The organism is Parabacteroides vesiculifaciens (genome assembly GCF_049860805.1).
GTDB lineage: Bacteria > Bacteroidota > Bacteroidia > Bacteroidales > Tannerellaceae > Parabacteroides.
The window spans coordinates 3519960-3534432 of the sequence record NZ_CP187555.1 but is presented as its reverse complement, the minus strand read 5'-3'; the positions used below and the strand labels follow the sequence as shown (position 1 = coordinate 3534432).

Below are 14473 nucleotides of genomic sequence, written 5' to 3'. Positions count from 1 at the left end.
ATGCTTTATATTTGTCCCCGTATTATGAAAAACGAATATTAATATCATGAACACATTTCAAAAAGCAAGTGAGAAAATGACAAATTACAGATGGACAATCTGCGCGATGTTATTTTTCGCAACAACAGTAAATTACCTCGATCGCCAGGTTCTTTCTTTGACCTGGGATGAATTTATCAAACCGGAGTTCCATTGGAACGAATCCCATTACGGTACGATAACATCAGTTTTCTCAATTGTATATGCAATCTGTATGCTGTTTGCCGGCCGTTTTATCGACTGGATGGGTACGAAAAAAGGATATCTTTGGGCTATCGGTGTTTGGTCGTTCGGAGCCTGTCTTCATGCCGGTTGCGGTATCGCAACCGAACATTATGTCGGTATGAACAGTGCAGCGGAATTGATAGCAGCAACAGGAGATGTTGTTGTTGTATTGGCTACCGTGAGTATGTATTTCTTCCTGGCCGCCCGCTGTATTCTGGCATTGGGTGAAGCCGGTAACTTCCCTGCAGCCATTAAGGTTACGGCTGAATACTTCCCGAAGAAAGACCGTGCTTATGCAACTTCCATCTTCAATGCCGGGGCTTCTATCGGTGCTTTGATCGCTCCTATATCGATCCCTTTGCTGGCAAAAGCCTGGGGTTGGGAGATGGCCTTCATCGTGATCGGTGCGCTTGGTTTTATTTGGATGGGGCTGTGGGTATTCATGTACACGACTCCGGACAGGAGCAAACATGTGAACAAAGCCGAGTTGGAGTATATCGAACAGGATAAAAACGAGAAAGATATTGTCATCGTCGAAGAAGAACATGAGAAGAAGATCGGTTTCCTGCAATGTTTCACTTTCAAACAGACCTGGGCGTTCATTGTCGGTAAATTTATGACAGACGGAGTTTGGTGGTTCTTCCTTTTCTGGACTCCTTCTTACCTGAATACGCAGTTTGGGATCAAGACTTCAGATCCGTTGGGCATGGGGTTGATCTTTACTTTGTATGCCATTACGATGTTATCTATTTACGGAGGTAAATTGCCGACGATCTTTATTAACCGGACTGGTTTGAACCCCTATGCCGCACGTATGAAAGCGATGTTGATTTTTGCATTTTTCCCGTTGCTGGTATTGTTGGCACAGCCGTTAGGTACGATTTCCCCGTGGTTCCCGGTTATTATGATCGGTATCGGTGGTGCTGCCCACCAGTCATGGTCGGCCAATATTTTCTCGACTGTCGGTGATATGTTCCCGAAATCGGCTATTGCAACCGTTACGGGTATCGGTGGTATGGCTGGCGGTGTCGGTTCTATGATCTTGCAGAAAGCAGCCGGAAACCTGTTTGTTTATGCAGATGTTACCCAGATGACGTTTATGGGCTTCACGGGTAAGCCTGCCGGTTATTTTATTATCTTCTGTGTATGTTCTGTCGCTTATTTGATCGGTTGGGTTATCATGAAGGTATTGGTTCCGAAATATAAAGTGATCGTTCTTGAATAATTGAAATAGAGAGTATATAGTTTATACGAAAGAAGGAGGATGCATCTACAGGGGTGCATTCTCCTTCTTCATTATAGGAAAGCGGCTGCTTTTCCGAATACGTTCAGGAATGACTGGTTGACCAGCATTTGATCTGCTTTGCTCCGGAAAGGAAAGGGAACCTGATGGGAATATGAAAAAGGGAAGTCCATCTCTTCCAGAATCTTATTGGATATATTGCCGAAAGCCTTCTTTATTCCCAGGGTCGGCATGACCTTGTCTTTTTTAAGCGAAATCGCCCGTATCCGGTTACAAGCCTTTTGGAAGAACGTCTCGCGGTAATCCTGCATGACGTCTTCGCGGATCATGGCTTTGAATGCCTGTTCCATAAAATCGTTTTTGAAGGTTGTCGGCAGTAAACGTTGCTCCAGGAAATCATGGCGATAGTACTTCTGTATGCTTTCGAAAGCTTCCTTATCCATGATATCCCGTGCATTCCCGTCCATTTCGCTAAAGATCGAACCGCCGCAAAACATGAACAGACGCGTATCGTTGAACATCTTTTCCGGGTTTGCGAGCAAAAGCACTTGCGACAAGAGGGCTCCGATGGAGTAAGCGAACAGGTTGATGGAGGTATCTTCTTTGAAAAGCGGATGTTTGCCCTCTTTTATTTCCTGGACCAGTTGCCACAGATTATAGACGGACTCTCTGCCGGACGCGTAAAAGCGTAACGGATTTTTGGAAAGCCGGCTGCTCAGCGTTACATTGGCAAAGGTGGAGTTGCTGAGGTTGTTGATCTCGCTTTTCCGGACATTCGCCCACGATAATGTCTCTCTTGGGTTACACCAGCGACTGGGGGTACGGTTCATGTGGAAAGCGATGGGAAAAAGGATTACCGGTTTCCCCGTATTCTTGGTCAGATATTCCGCCCAGGTCAGATATTTCTCCCAGGTGCGTTCGTTCAGGCCGTGCAGCAGGATGATGGCTTTGTCGCGTTTTTCTTTGCCGGAAGGGGTGAAGACGGTATAGGTGAAACTCTTGTTTTCTTGAATATGATTGTCGGTTACCGGACAGAATTCGGTGCCGGCAAGTCCCTTCTGAAATTCGTTGATCTCGCTGGCTCCGATTCTCTGGGTAAAGCGAAAAGGTACGATCTCCAGATGGCTGTCTGTCAAATCAGCTTTTTTATCATACGAAAAAAGACTGTTGAGCTGTTGTGTACGAATCGAAATATCCATATGTGTTTTGAATTGTTTCCTGCAAACTAACAACAGAAAAACAATCCTTCAAAATAAATGGTTCCGGCTACTTGGGTTGGGGGTAGAAAGCCGGATGGAGGGGTGAAATATTTATATGCGGGGTGAATGTGTAGCGAAATATATGTACATTTGTTTCCAAAACAGAGGTAAAAAGTATGGGAATGCGAGGTTATAGGATACCGGAATATATTTATGAAAAGTCGAATATTGTTCGTCTCATTCTGATGACAGCCCTCTTTGCGTTGGTTTTTATCAACATCTATAAGCCTTTCAGCTCTTCCAGCTGGTATGCTGTTTCGGAATTTAAGTTTTTCATCTTTTCGAGCCTGATCATTTTGACAGGTGTGCTGGTTGTGGTTATCAGCCGTATCATCATGTATTATTGGGGAAAGAAGCATACGATTACCATTAGCGCTTATGCGGCTTGGATCGTACTCGAGATCTTTTTCATGTCTCTTTTCTATACGATATATACACTTGTCCTTAATCCGGAACGGGAGTACCTGAGCGCTTTCAAGGAATCGGCTATAAATACCAGTCTTGTTCTTTTGCTGCCCTATTCGGTTTTGCATCTCTATTTTTCTTATAAGGAGAAGGAGCGGCAATTGCTTTTGTTGAAAGAAAGTCAGGCGGAGGTTGCCGGGCGGCAAAACGTATTCTCGTTTTATGATGAAAAGCACGAGTTGCGTTTGTCTGTCAAACGTAGCAACCTTTTATATATGGAATCTGCTGATAATTATGTCTGCATTTGGTATTTGAATAAGGGCGCACTGACTAAGTTCATGTTGCGCAATTCCTTGAAAACGTTGGAAGAGGATCTGGCGGATACGAATGTGTTGCGTTGCCATCGTTCCTATATGGTCAATTTCGACCAGGTAAAAGTCATCCGCCGTGAGAAAGATGGGGTTTATCTGGAGTTGGGGATTGAAAATGTGCCCGATATTCCGATTTCAAAGACCTATAGTGAAAAAGTAACCCATTGGTTTATGACCTATTCGTCGTAAGCCAATGTTTTTTTTCCTCTTTTTCGCAGATTTTTTCCTTTTCGATAAAGCTCGCTTCTGTCTTGTTTCGTTATCTTTTCTCCTGGTTGTAATAAAAAAGAGATCAAAATCCTCGTGTGTGCGTACCTTTAATAACCAATATCAGTTGTGGAAAAAACATGAAAAAAACTCCGTAAAAAATTTGGATAGTAGAATCAGAAGTTCTACTTTTGCACCCGCATTCGAGAGAGAACGGCAGCAGTCAACATGATGATAGAAGGTATCCCGGAAAGGTGGATGAGGTTAGCAAAGCTAAGCGAGATGTCCGGCCTCCCGGTGGCTTGAAAAAACTTTCCGAAATTTTTCTTCGAAAAAATTTGGCAGTTAAAAAAAAGTCCTTACCTTTGCAGCCGCAATCGAAAGATAGCATAAGTTCTTTGAAAGATTTACATATCAACAAGTAGTACAAGAGACGTAGTAGAAATACTAAACATACCGTCAAGGAACTACGATAAATTAACGAGATTCTGAGCGAAGATATAAACAATTTAACAACGAAGAGTTTGATCCTGGCTCAGGATGAACGCTAGCGACAGGCTTAACACATGCAAGTCGAGGGGCAGCGGAGTGTAGCAATACATTGCCGGCGACCGGCGCACGGGTGAGTAACGCGTATGCAACTTACCTATCAGAGGGGAATAGCCCGGCGAAAGTCGGATTAATGCCCCATAAAACAGGGGTCCCGCATGGGACTATTTGTTAAAGATTCATCGCTGATAGATAGGCATGCGTTCCATTAGGCAGTTGGCGGGGTAACGGCCCACCAAACCGACGATGGATAGGGGTTCTGAGAGGAAGGTCCCCCACATTGGAACTGAGACACGGTCCAAACTCCTACGGGAGGCAGCAGTGAGGAATATTGGTCAATGGACGTGAGTCTGAACCAGCCAAGTCGCGTGAAGGAAGAAGGTTCTATGGATTGTAAACTTCTTTTATACGGGAATAAAGTGCGCCACGGGTGGTGTTTTGTATGTACCGTATGAATAAGCATCGGCTAACTCCGTGCCAGCAGCCGCGGTAATACGGAGGATGCGAGCGTTATCCGGATTTATTGGGTTTAAAGGGTGCGTAGGTTGTTTTTTAAGTCAGCGGTGAAAGTTTGTGGCTCAACCATAAAATTGCCGTTGAAACTGGAAGACTTGAGTGTGTTTGAGGTAGGCGGAATGCGTGGTGTAGCGGTGAAATGCATAGATATCACGCAGAACTCCGATTGCGAAGGCAGCTTACTAAACCATAACTGACACTGAAGCACGAAAGCGTGGGGATCAAACAGGATTAGATACCCTGGTAGTCCACGCAGTAAACGATGATTACTAGGAGTTTGCGATAGACAGTAAGCTCTACAGCGAAAGCGTTAAGTAATCCACCTGGGGAGTACGCCGGCAACGGTGAAACTCAAAGGAATTGACGGGGGCCCGCACAAGCGGAGGAACATGTGGTTTAATTCGATGATACGCGAGGAACCTTACCCGGGTTTGAACGTAGTCGGACCGGCCTTGAAAGAGGCCTTCTAGCAATAGCTGATTACGAGGTGCTGCATGGTTGTCGTCAGCTCGTGCCGTGAGGTGTCGGCTTAAGTGCCATAACGAGCGCAACCCTTATCACTAGTTACTAACAGGTAAAGCTGAGGACTCTGGTGAGACTGCCAGCGTAAGCTGTGAGGAAGGTGGGGATGACGTCAAATCAGCACGGCCCTTACATCCGGGGCGACACACGTGTTACAATGGCATGGACAAAGGGCAGCTACACAGCGATGTGATGCTAATCTCCAAACCATGTCTCAGTTCGGATCGGAGTCTGCAACTCGACTCCGTGAAGCTGGATTCGCTAGTAATCGCGCATCAGCCATGGCGCGGTGAATACGTTCCCGGGCCTTGTACACACCGCCCGTCAAGCCATGGGAGCCGGGGGTACCTGAAGTCCGTAACCGCAAGGATCGGCCTAGGGTAAAACTGGTGACTGGGGCTAAGTCGTAACAAGGTAGCCGTACCGGAAGGTGCGGCTGGAACACCTCCTTTCTGGAGCCTGAATCTGGTTAAAGTAGGAGAACGACAGGTATGTAGTTCTCGTGTACTACGGTTGAATATGTATTCATATATGATCTTAAAACTGGACAACCAGTAAAGAGAAAGATGAAGCTGAGATGAGAAACTCTCAGGCAACACAACAGTTGACAGTCCTATAGCTCAGTTGGTTAGAGCGCTACACTGATAATGTAGAGGTCGGCAGTTCAACTCTGCCTGGGACTACCAAAATGACAAACGGGGGATTAGCTCAGCTGGCTAGAGCATCTGCCTTGCACGCAGAGGGTCAACGGTTCGAATCCGTTATTCTCCACATAAGATGAGTGGTTTTTAATTGTTAATTATTAATTATTCATTAAACAAAAGATCTTTGACGTATTGGACAACTTCAAAAAAGTTAAGTAACGAATAAATAAGAGCAAACTGAAGATATATCAATCCGACGCGCGATGGATAAGCAATTGCAAAATTGCGAATCCGTCAAGTGTCAGTGATAAAGAAAGTAAGTAAGGGCAGACGGTGGATGCCTTGGCTCTCGGAGGCGATGAAGGACGTGATAAGCTGCGATAAGCCTGGGGTAGGTGCAAATAACCATTGATCCCGGGATTTCCGAATGGGGCAACCCGGCTGGTTGAAGGCCAGCCATTCCGTAAGGAAAGCGAACGTGGGGAACTGAAACATCTAAGTACCCATAGGAGAAGAAAACAAAAGTGATTCCGCAAGTAGTGGCGAGCGAACGCGGAATAGCCCAAACCGTCAATGTTTAGGCATTGTCGGGGTTGTAGGACCACGGCGTGGCAAGAAATTAAGGAAGTAGAACATCTTGGAAAAGATGGCCATAGACGGTGATAGCCCGGTATACGACTCCTTGACGAAGCTTAGTGGTATCCTGAGTAGCGCGGAGCACGAGAAATTCTGTGTGAATCTACGGGGCCCATCCCGTAAGGCTAAATACTCCCGAGAGACCGATAGCGAACCAGTACTGTGAAGGAAAGGTGAAAAGCACCTCGAACAGAGGAGTGAAATAGTCCCTGAAACCGTCTGCCTACAAGCGGTCGGAGCATCGTAAGATGTGACGGCGTGCCTTTTGCATAATGAACCTACGAGTTACTTTCTCCGGCAAGGTTAAGGACTTCAGGTCCGGAGCCGAAGCGAAAGCGAGTCTGAACAGGGCGCCATAGTCGGAGGGAGTAGACGCGAAACCAAGTGATCTACCCTTGGTCAGGATGAAGGTTAGGTAACACTAACTGGAGGTCCGAATGGGTATACGTTGAAAAGTGTTCCAATGAACTGAGGGTAGGGGTGAAAGGCTAATCAAACTTGGAGATAGCTCGTACTCCCCGAAATGCATTTAGGTGCAGCCTTTATTAAGTATAGTATGAGGTAGAGCGACTGATTGGATGCGAGGGCTTCACCGCCTATCAAGTCCAGATAAACTCCGAATGCGTGCTATATATTGATAAGGAGTGAGGGCGCGGGTGCTAAGGTCCGCGTCCGAGAGGAGAAGAATCCAGACCATCAGCTAAGGTCCCCAAATAACAGTTAAGTTGAACTAACGAAGTCAGACTGCAGAGACAGCTAGGATGTTGGCTTGGAAGCAGCCATTCATTTAAAGAGTGCGTAACAGCTCACTAGTCGAGGAGTCTGGCGTGGATAATACTCGGGCATAAACTGTTTACCGAAGCTATGGATGTAGTAATACATGGTAGGGGAGCATTCCATGTGCGTCGAAGGTAAGGGATAACCGTTGCTGGAGCGCATGGAAAAGCAAATGTAGGTATAAGTAACGATAAAGGGAGTGAGAAACTCCCTCGCCGAAAGACTAAGGTTTCCTGATCAACGTTAATCGGATCAGGGTAAGTCGGGACCTAAGGATAAGCCGAACGGCGATTCCGATGGAAGAATGGTTTAATATTCCCATACTACTTTATGGAGCGATGTGGAGACGGAGAAGTGACAGTCCTGCCATCTGACGGAATAGATGGTTGAAGGGTGTAGGCGTCGATCGGGGTAGGCAAATCCGCCCCGAGAGTTGAACCTGACAGTATGCCGAGTACTTGTACAAGGCAATATGGATGTAATCAGGCTCCCTAGAAAATCCGCTAAGCATATTCATAAAGTACCCGTACCGTAAACGGACACACGTAGTTGGGTTGAAAATACTGAGGCGCTCGAGTGATTCACGGTTAAGGAACTAGGCAAATTGACCCTGTAACTTCGGGATAAAGGGTCCCAGCTGTAAGGCTGGGCGCAGAGAATAGGTCCAGGCAACTGTTTAACAAAAACACATGGCTGTGCGAAATAGAAATATGAAGTATACAGCCTGACACCTGCCCGGTGCTGGAAGGTTAAGAGGAGAGCTTATCGCAAGAGAAGGTTTGAATTGAAGCCCCAGTAAACGGCGGCCGTAACTATAACGGTCCTAAGGTAGCGAAATTCCTTGTCGGGTAAGTTCCGACCTGCACGAATGGTGTAATGATCTGGACACTGTCTCAACCGTGAGCTCGGTGAAATTGTAGTATCGGTGAAGATGCCGATTACCCGCGATGGGACGAAAAGACCCCGTGAACCTTTACTATAGCTTTACATTGAATTTGGGCAATTGATGTGTAGGATAGGCCGGAGACAATGAATCAGGTACGCCAGTATTTGTGGAGTCGACGTTGAAATACGGCCCTTTGATTGTTTGAGTTCTAACTCTTGGAAAAGAGGACACTGTATGGTGGGTAGTTTGACTGGGGTGGTCGCCTCCAAAAGAGTAACGGAGGCTTCTAAAGGTACCCTCAGACCGATTGGTAACCGGTCGTAGAGTGTAATGGCATAAGGGTGCTTGACTGGGAGACTCACAAGTCGATCAGGTAGGAAACTAGAGCATAGTGATCCGGTGGTTCCGCATGGAAGGGCCATCGCTCAAAGGATAAAAGGTACTCCGGGGATAACAGGCTGATCGCTCCCAAGAGCTCATATCGACGGAGCGGTTTGGCACCTCGATGTCGGCTCGTCACATCCTGGGGCTGGAGAAGGTCCCAAGGGTTGGGCTGTTCGCCCATTAAAGTGGCACGCGAGCTGGGTTCAGAACGTCGTGAGACAGTTCGGTCTCTATCTATCGTGGGCGTAGGATATTTGAGGGGCTCTGACACTAGTACGAGAGGACCGTGTTGGACAGACCACTGGTTTACCGGTTGTTCCGCCAGGAGCACCGCCGGGTATCTAAGTCTGGATTGGATAAGTGCTGAAAGCATCTAAGTACGAAGCCAGCCTCAAGATGAGATATCCCTCAAGGGTCGTTGTAGACTACGACGTAGATAGGCTACAGGTGTAAGGGCAGTAATGTCGAAGCCGAGTAGTACTAATAGCCCGGGACTTTCAAATCATGTAAGGGTTGCTATATAGGCGGTATGCTTGAAAAGAACATAAGAGTTACAAGACAAATCCTTGGGGTTGTCCAGTCAAAAGTCTTAATATATAAGAAAAAAGATATTAAGGTGGTTATAGCGTTGGGGATCCACCTCTTCCCATTCCGAACAGAGAAGTTAAGCCCAACCACGTCGATGGTACTGCGTAAAAGTGGGAGAGTAGATAGCCGCCGTTTTAGAGCAAGAAAGCCGATCCAGTTTTGGGTCGGCTTTCTTCGTTTAAGAAGGTCGGTGGAACAGAAGAACCACCGATAGTTTCCGCACGTTCCGCATGTTCCGCACTATACACTCCTTTGCTGGTAAAAAACAGGGTTAAGCAGTTAATATATAATTGTTTGTCCTTTTCTGTTTTCCAGCCATTCCGCTGAATGGGATGCGGAAAGCAATCGAGTATAAAAAGGTTGATATCTATAGGAAATAGACTTTGCCGGTGCGTGCATATAGATTCTACCGTTGAGTATATATAGACTTTTCAGGTAAGTGCATAGTCCGTTTATTAGTCTTTATCCCCTTTGTTTATGCTTTTCTTTTGGGCTGTTTAAGAAGCTATGCTTTCCGCATTCATCTTGCGGCTTCTGGAAAATTTTGAAACAGAGTAAATGTAAGGAATATAGGTTGTTATCTGTTGAATTCACCAGCGAAGGAGTGTATAGTGCGAAACATGCGGAATGTGCGGATGCGATAAGGAGCGGGCATGAAAAAACCGCCGATAGTTTCAGGGAAACATGGGCGGCTTTTCCGGCAAAGGCGTAAGTCTTTTGATTTGGAAGTTTATTATTTATCCTGGTAGCGTATGGCTGTCCCTGCGGCAGTTACCATCAGCATGCTACCGGTTTCGCCTACGGTCTCGTAATCGAGGTCGACGGCAATTACCGCATTTGCTCCCATTTGGGCGGCTTGTTGGCTCATTTCTGCCAGGGCGCTTTCTTTGGCTTCGCGTAGGACGCCTTCGTATGAGCTGGCGCGTCCGCCAACGATATCACGAATGCTGGCAAAGAAATCTTTGAAGATGTTGGCTCCGATGATTGTTTCGCCGGAGACGATTCCGAAGTACTGGGTAATTTCTTTTCCTTCGAGGTTGTTTGTTGTTGTTATTAACATAGCTTTATTATTATGGAACCCGGGAACAAATATATTTATTCTGTAGGATATTTGTTTATTTGACGGATAAAAAGGCAAAGCGGATTTTCCTGTTACGGGAGAAATCGCTTTGCCTTTTTATGTATCACACTTTAATTATGGGTATTGCTCATGACAAATTCCAGCTTGCCGCCTTTTACGATGTCGTTATGGCTGATGAACGGAGTGTCGAGGATTTTGCCGTTCAGTTTGACTTCTTTGACATATTTGTTGGCGGCGCTGTTGTTCTTTACCAGGATTTCGAATATACCGCCTTTTACATGAATGAGCGCTTTGTCGACCATCGGACGGCCTAATGTGTAGACTGGGATGCCCGGAGCGACCTGATAGAAGCCTAATGCACTCATCACATACCAGGCAGACATCTGTCCGCAATCCTCATTCCCGATGATACCGTCCGGTTCGTTGGTGTAGAAGTTCTGCATGATCTGGTCCAGGCGTTCCTGCCCTTTCCAAGGTGCATCCGTCCAGTTATAGAGATAAGCCATGTGGTGGCTCGGTTCGTTACCGTGTGCATATTGCCCGATCAGTCCGGTGATATCGCCGGAGGCTTCTTCGCCGTCAACATGGGAGGAGGTGGTGAATAATGTGTCCAGACGCGTTTCCAGTTCCTTCTTGCCACCGATCGTCTCGATGAAGTTATCCATATCATGTGGGGCAAAGAAACTCCACTGGAAGGCATTCCCTTCGGTATAATCGCTCTTCATGTGGGAAGAATAACGAGGATTGAACGGTGTGCGGAAAGAACCGTCACCCATTACCCCACGCATCATCTTGGTATCCGGATCTAAATAACGCTTGTAATATTCCGCCTTTGCGGCATACTCCTTGGCCAATTCCGTATTGCCAGCTTTTGCGGCGATCTGGGAGATACACCAGTCATAATAGGCCATCTCCAACCCCCAGGAGACAGATTCGGGAACCGAGTCGGCCGGAACAAAACCATACTTTTCCTTATAATAAGGATGGAGGGTAATCAAATCCAGTTCACGCGTCCCCTTGAATTTCTCAGCCAGATCGTCCCTGTAGACAGAAGAACGGGCACCCGCTTCGGCCCAAACATTCAGGTCACCTTCCGCCAGGTCTTTAGTCACCAGGTCCGCCAGTACGGAAACAGCCGGATAACCAACCATGCAGCCCGTATAGCTTGAAGCCAGCGGCCATTTTGGAAGGATTCCCCCCTCTTTATATCCCTGCACGAGCACTTTACCCCAATCGGCAGCCCGTTCAGGCTGGATGATCGTCATCAGCGGATGCAAGGCGCGGAAAGTGTCCCAGAGCGAGAAGACGGAATAGTTCACATAACCCGGTTCCGCCCGGTGTACCTTCTTGTCCATCCCTAAGTAACGCCCGTCCACATCCTGATAAGCATAAGGCGCGATCATCGTATGGTAGAGAGCCGTGTAGAAATTCACCATCACCTTCGGGTCCGTGCTTTCGATCTGGATGCTGTTTAAAGCTTCGTTCCAGATACGGGCGGATTCGGCACGTGTCGCCTCGAAATCCCATCCCGGCAGTTCGGCCAGCATATTCCTGTCCGCACCATCCGTGTCGACAGGCGAGATCGCCACTTTTACATACAGCGGTTTGTCGCTCTCCGCAAATTTATAATGGAATTTCAGGTCGCCCGTTGTGTTGAGACGCAAGAACAGTGAGTCCTTCCGCAAATTTCCGTCGATATACTGGTAAAGCGTCTCGATCGGTTCCGAGAAAGTGATCCGGTAAGAGACAGAATGGAAATGTGCCCACCCCTGCGTTTTGACAGTCCCTTCGACCGTCGAATCGTTTACAAAAAGATATTCATTCCCCACCAGCTTGTGCCCCCAGTTCGGTTGCAGCACATGGCCGAGATCGAGAAGGACACGGCGGTCTTTCGGATTATCGTACGTATATTTATGGAAACCGACGCGATCCGTGCTGGTTAGTTCTACATTAATACCGAAATTATCGAGGCGCACCGTATAATAGCCCGGCGTCGCTTTCTCCGTCTCTTTCTTGAAGGTCGCTACCGGCTTGATCGAATCGCCACCCGAGAAAGGCAGGATCGCCACATCTCCCAGATCGCCGATTCCCGTGCCCGACAGGTGGGTATGGCTGAAAGCATATATCCGGTCATCATCATAATGATAGCCGCTACTGGCATCCCAGCCCATGATGTGCGTATCGGGGCTGACCTGTACAAGAGCAAACGGACGGGTAGCCCCGGGAAAAGTATGCCCGTGGAACCCTGTTCCGATAAATGGGTTCACGTACTGGATCTCATCGCGTAGTTGTTCCTCGCCCGATGGCTGGCTGCAAGCTGCCAGAAGCCCGAGCACCGCAGCCTGAAGGAATAGGATTGTTTTCTTCATGTTATATTATCTGTGTTTTTATCTCCTGAACGAATGATTTGTTGCTTTTACGAATACAAATATAATGAAAAAGAACAATATACGCATATATCCCGCTTTTCTTCAAAAAAAAGTCCGCCGGAACTGCGACCTTCCTCCGCCATGGCCGTCCTCGTCCTTTTGTGCATTATTCTATTTATTCTTATCCTGACCACTTCATTTGTAGTTGATAATGCTTATCTTTGAAGCGCTAAGTCTAATTTAATCCTATTTTTATTATGAAAACGAATATTGGAAAAGTATTTGCAACGCTTCTTTGTATGATGATGTGCTTATCGCTCTATGCGCAGGAATCTCATTCCGGTGCGGTTATCGGACTGTGGAACTTCTCCGCCCCTGATGCCCCTTACGGCTACCAGGAAGGAACTTGCCAGATTAAGAAAACCGGTGATAACCTGTCAGCCGTTTTCACGATCAGCGGTACGGAAATGACCGTCAAGGAAATCAAGAAGGAGACCGATACCTATAAATGCAATTTTTATGTGGACGGGACCTATGTCTCGCTCACTTTCAAACAGAAAGACAAGAATAAACTGGTCGGGAATGCTGATGCCGAAGGCATGATGATCCCTATCACATTCCATAAAGCTGTCAAAGCCGTCAAAGCCCAATAATCTTTCTTTATATATGTTCACTGTCATCGGTATAATGTTTGCGGGCATTGCCGCAGGCTATCTTTTACGCAAAATCGAACTTTTGCAGAAGATCGGCAAACCTATTTCTTACACGATCTTTTTGCTCCTTTTCCTCCTGGGAATCTCCGTCGGGACAAACAAAGAGATTGTCGATAACCTCGCCACGCTGGGCGGCCAGGCTTTCCTGCTCGCCCTGGCAGCTACGGCTGGAAGTGTGCTTGCGGCCTGGGGAGTCTATAACCTGTTTTTTAAAGAAAGGAGCCGCAGATGAAAGGAAGCCTGATCGTCGTCGGATTTTTTGTGCTCGGCTGCCTCTTGGGATGGAGCGGCTGGTTACCCGATGTCGTGGTTGAAAACGACATTACGGTATATGTCCTTTACCTGCTGATGTTCCAGGTCGGGCTAAGCATCGGCAGCGATAAGAAACTAAAGGAGATACTCCGCAGCATCCGTCCGAAACTGCTTTTAGTCCCTTTGGCCACGATTAGCGGGACGCTGGTCTTTTCGGCCTTAGTCAGTCTGTTGCTTACTAAATGGAGTGTTTTTGATTGCTTAGCAGTAGGGAGCGGCTTTGCCTATTATTCGCTTTCGTCTATCCTGATCACCCAGTTGAAGGAGCCGTCTTTAGGGGTCCAACTCGCCACCGAATTAGGAACGATCGCTTTGATGGCAAATATCATGCGCGAGATTATGGCTCTTCTCGGAGCACCCCTTTTTGTCAAATATTTCGGTCGTTTGTCGCCTATCTGTGCCGGCGGTGCCACGACAATGGATACGACTTTACCAATCATCACCCGCTATTCGGGAAAAGACCTTGTCTTCGTATCAATTTTTCATGGGATTATTGTAGATTTTACCGTTCCGTTCTTTGTGTCGTTCTTTTGTTCATTTTGACACTATTTGCAGGATGTGGGAAAAAGGATAAACGTTGATTTTTGGGGGTTATATGGTCAAAAATAAATGACTAAAGAAAACGTACGTTTTTTTTAGTCATTTTTTGACACAAAATTTGGCATTAAAAAAAGGCCTCCTACCTTTCACTTTAAAGGATAAAATATTGAACCTTAGAAAAATATGAGAGCAATAAATTTTCCAAGT

Annotated in this window: 8 protein-coding genes, 2 tRNA genes and 3 rRNA genes; 10 read left to right on the top strand and 3 right to left on the bottom strand. The window is 46.8% G+C overall.

Annotation, left to right across the window (positions count from 1 at the left end):
• Positions 1-46 precede the first annotated feature (46 nt).
• The gene (locus ACPYIV_RS14155; RefSeq protein WP_293740795.1) at positions 47-1489 is read left to right on the top strand and encodes an MFS transporter; all 1443 of its coding nucleotides are present in this window, start codon (positions 47-49) and stop codon (positions 1487-1489) included.
• A 71-nt stretch (positions 1490-1560) separates the two neighbouring features.
• Here the strand turns inward: ACPYIV_RS14155 and ACPYIV_RS14150 are convergent, their stop codons facing one another.
• Positions 1561-2706: a DUF6051 family protein gene (locus ACPYIV_RS14150; RefSeq protein ID WP_293733958.1), complete on the bottom strand. Its 1146-nt coding sequence runs from the start codon at positions 2704-2706 to the stop codon at positions 1561-1563.
• A 182-nt stretch (positions 2707-2888) separates the two neighbouring features.
• On the opposite strand from ACPYIV_RS14150, the gene ACPYIV_RS14145 reads away from it, so the two are divergent.
• The 6 genes from ACPYIV_RS14145 (at position 2889) to rrf (ending at position 9386) form a co-directional block, all read left to right on the top strand.
• The gene (locus ACPYIV_RS14145) at positions 2889-3731 is read left to right on the top strand and encodes a LytR/AlgR family response regulator transcription factor (RefSeq protein WP_425886525.1); all 843 of its coding nucleotides are present in this window, start codon (positions 2889-2891) and stop codon (positions 3729-3731) included.
• A gap of 530 nt (positions 3732-4261) precedes the next feature.
• Positions 4262-5788 (top strand): 16S ribosomal RNA (locus ACPYIV_RS14140).
• 157 nt (positions 5789-5945) lie between these two features.
• A tRNA-Ile gene (locus ACPYIV_RS14135) sits at positions 5946-6022 on the top strand.
• Between the two features lie 11 nt (positions 6023-6033).
• A tRNA-Ala gene (locus ACPYIV_RS14130) sits at positions 6034-6107 on the top strand.
• 183 nt (positions 6108-6290) lie between these two features.
• A 23S ribosomal RNA gene (locus ACPYIV_RS14125) occupies positions 6291-9166 on the top strand.
• Positions 9167-9275: 109 nt separating this feature from the next.
• A 5S ribosomal RNA gene (gene rrf, locus ACPYIV_RS14120) occupies positions 9276-9386 on the top strand.
• Together the 16S, 23S and 5S rRNA genes with 2 tRNA genes alongside form the textbook arrangement of a ribosomal RNA operon.
• Before the next feature lie 598 nt (positions 9387-9984).
• Here the strand turns inward: rrf and ACPYIV_RS14115 are convergent.
• Together ACPYIV_RS14115 and ACPYIV_RS14110 are read right to left on the bottom strand one after the other, a co-directional pair.
• Entirely contained in the window at positions 9985-10311 is a 327-nt protein-coding gene (locus ACPYIV_RS14115; protein ID WP_293732142.1) for a YbjQ family protein, read from the bottom strand.
• A 131-nt stretch (positions 10312-10442) separates the two neighbouring features.
• Positions 10443-12701, bottom strand: coding sequence for a GH92 family glycosyl hydrolase (locus tag ACPYIV_RS14110; protein ID WP_425883592.1), 2259 nt, complete (start codon positions 12699-12701; stop codon positions 10443-10445).
• Positions 12702-12958: 257 nt separating this feature from the next.
• Here ACPYIV_RS14110 and ACPYIV_RS14105 point away from each other — a divergent pair, with 257 nt between their 5' ends.
• From ACPYIV_RS14105 to ACPYIV_RS14095, 3 genes are read left to right on the top strand one after another with little or no spacing between them, the layout of a single operon-like run.
• Positions 12959-13354, top strand: a complete 396-nt coding sequence (locus ACPYIV_RS14105) for a hypothetical protein (protein WP_293732144.1) — start codon at positions 12959-12961, stop codon at positions 13352-13354.
• 13 nt (positions 13355-13367) lie between these two features.
• Positions 13368-13646 (top strand): LysO family transporter, encoded by a 279-nt coding sequence (locus tag ACPYIV_RS14100; RefSeq protein ID WP_293732145.1) that lies wholly within the window; start codon positions 13368-13370, stop codon positions 13644-13646.
• On the top strand, positions 13643-14269 hold the full coding sequence (locus ACPYIV_RS14095; protein ID WP_293732146.1) for a lysine exporter LysO family protein: 627 nt from the start codon (positions 13643-13645) through the stop codon (positions 14267-14269). The genes ACPYIV_RS14100 and ACPYIV_RS14095 overlap by 4 nt, the downstream gene beginning before the upstream one ends.
• Positions 14270-14473 lie beyond the last annotated feature (204 nt).

What these genes read in the sequence shown, in the direction of transcription:
- ACPYIV_RS14110 (WP_425883592.1), bottom strand. Translation starts at nt 12,701, where the DNA reads ATGAAGAAAACAATCCTATTCCTTCAGGCTGCGGTGCTCGGGCTTCTG.
- ACPYIV_RS14095 (WP_293732146.1), top strand. Translation starts at nt 13,643, where the DNA reads ATGAAAGGAAGCCTGATCGTCGTCGGATTTTTTGTGCTCGGCTGCCTC.
- ACPYIV_RS14155 (WP_293740795.1), top strand. Translation starts at nt 47, where the DNA reads ATGAACACATTTCAAAAAGCAAGTGAGAAAATGACAAATTACAGATGG.
- ACPYIV_RS14115 (WP_293732142.1), bottom strand. Translation starts at nt 10,311, where the DNA reads ATGTTAATAACAACAACAAACAACCTCGAAGGAAAAGAAATTACCCAG.
- ACPYIV_RS14145 (WP_425886525.1), top strand. Translation starts at nt 2,889, where the DNA reads ATGCGAGGTTATAGGATACCGGAATATATTTATGAAAAGTCGAATATT.
- ACPYIV_RS14150 (WP_293733958.1), bottom strand. Translation starts at nt 2,706, where the DNA reads ATGGATATTTCGATTCGTACACAACAGCTCAACAGTCTTTTTTCGTAT.
- ACPYIV_RS14100 (WP_293732145.1), top strand. Translation starts at nt 13,368, where the DNA reads ATGTTCACTGTCATCGGTATAATGTTTGCGGGCATTGCCGCAGGCTAT.
- ACPYIV_RS14105 (WP_293732144.1), top strand. Translation starts at nt 12,959, where the DNA reads ATGAAAACGAATATTGGAAAAGTATTTGCAACGCTTCTTTGTATGATG.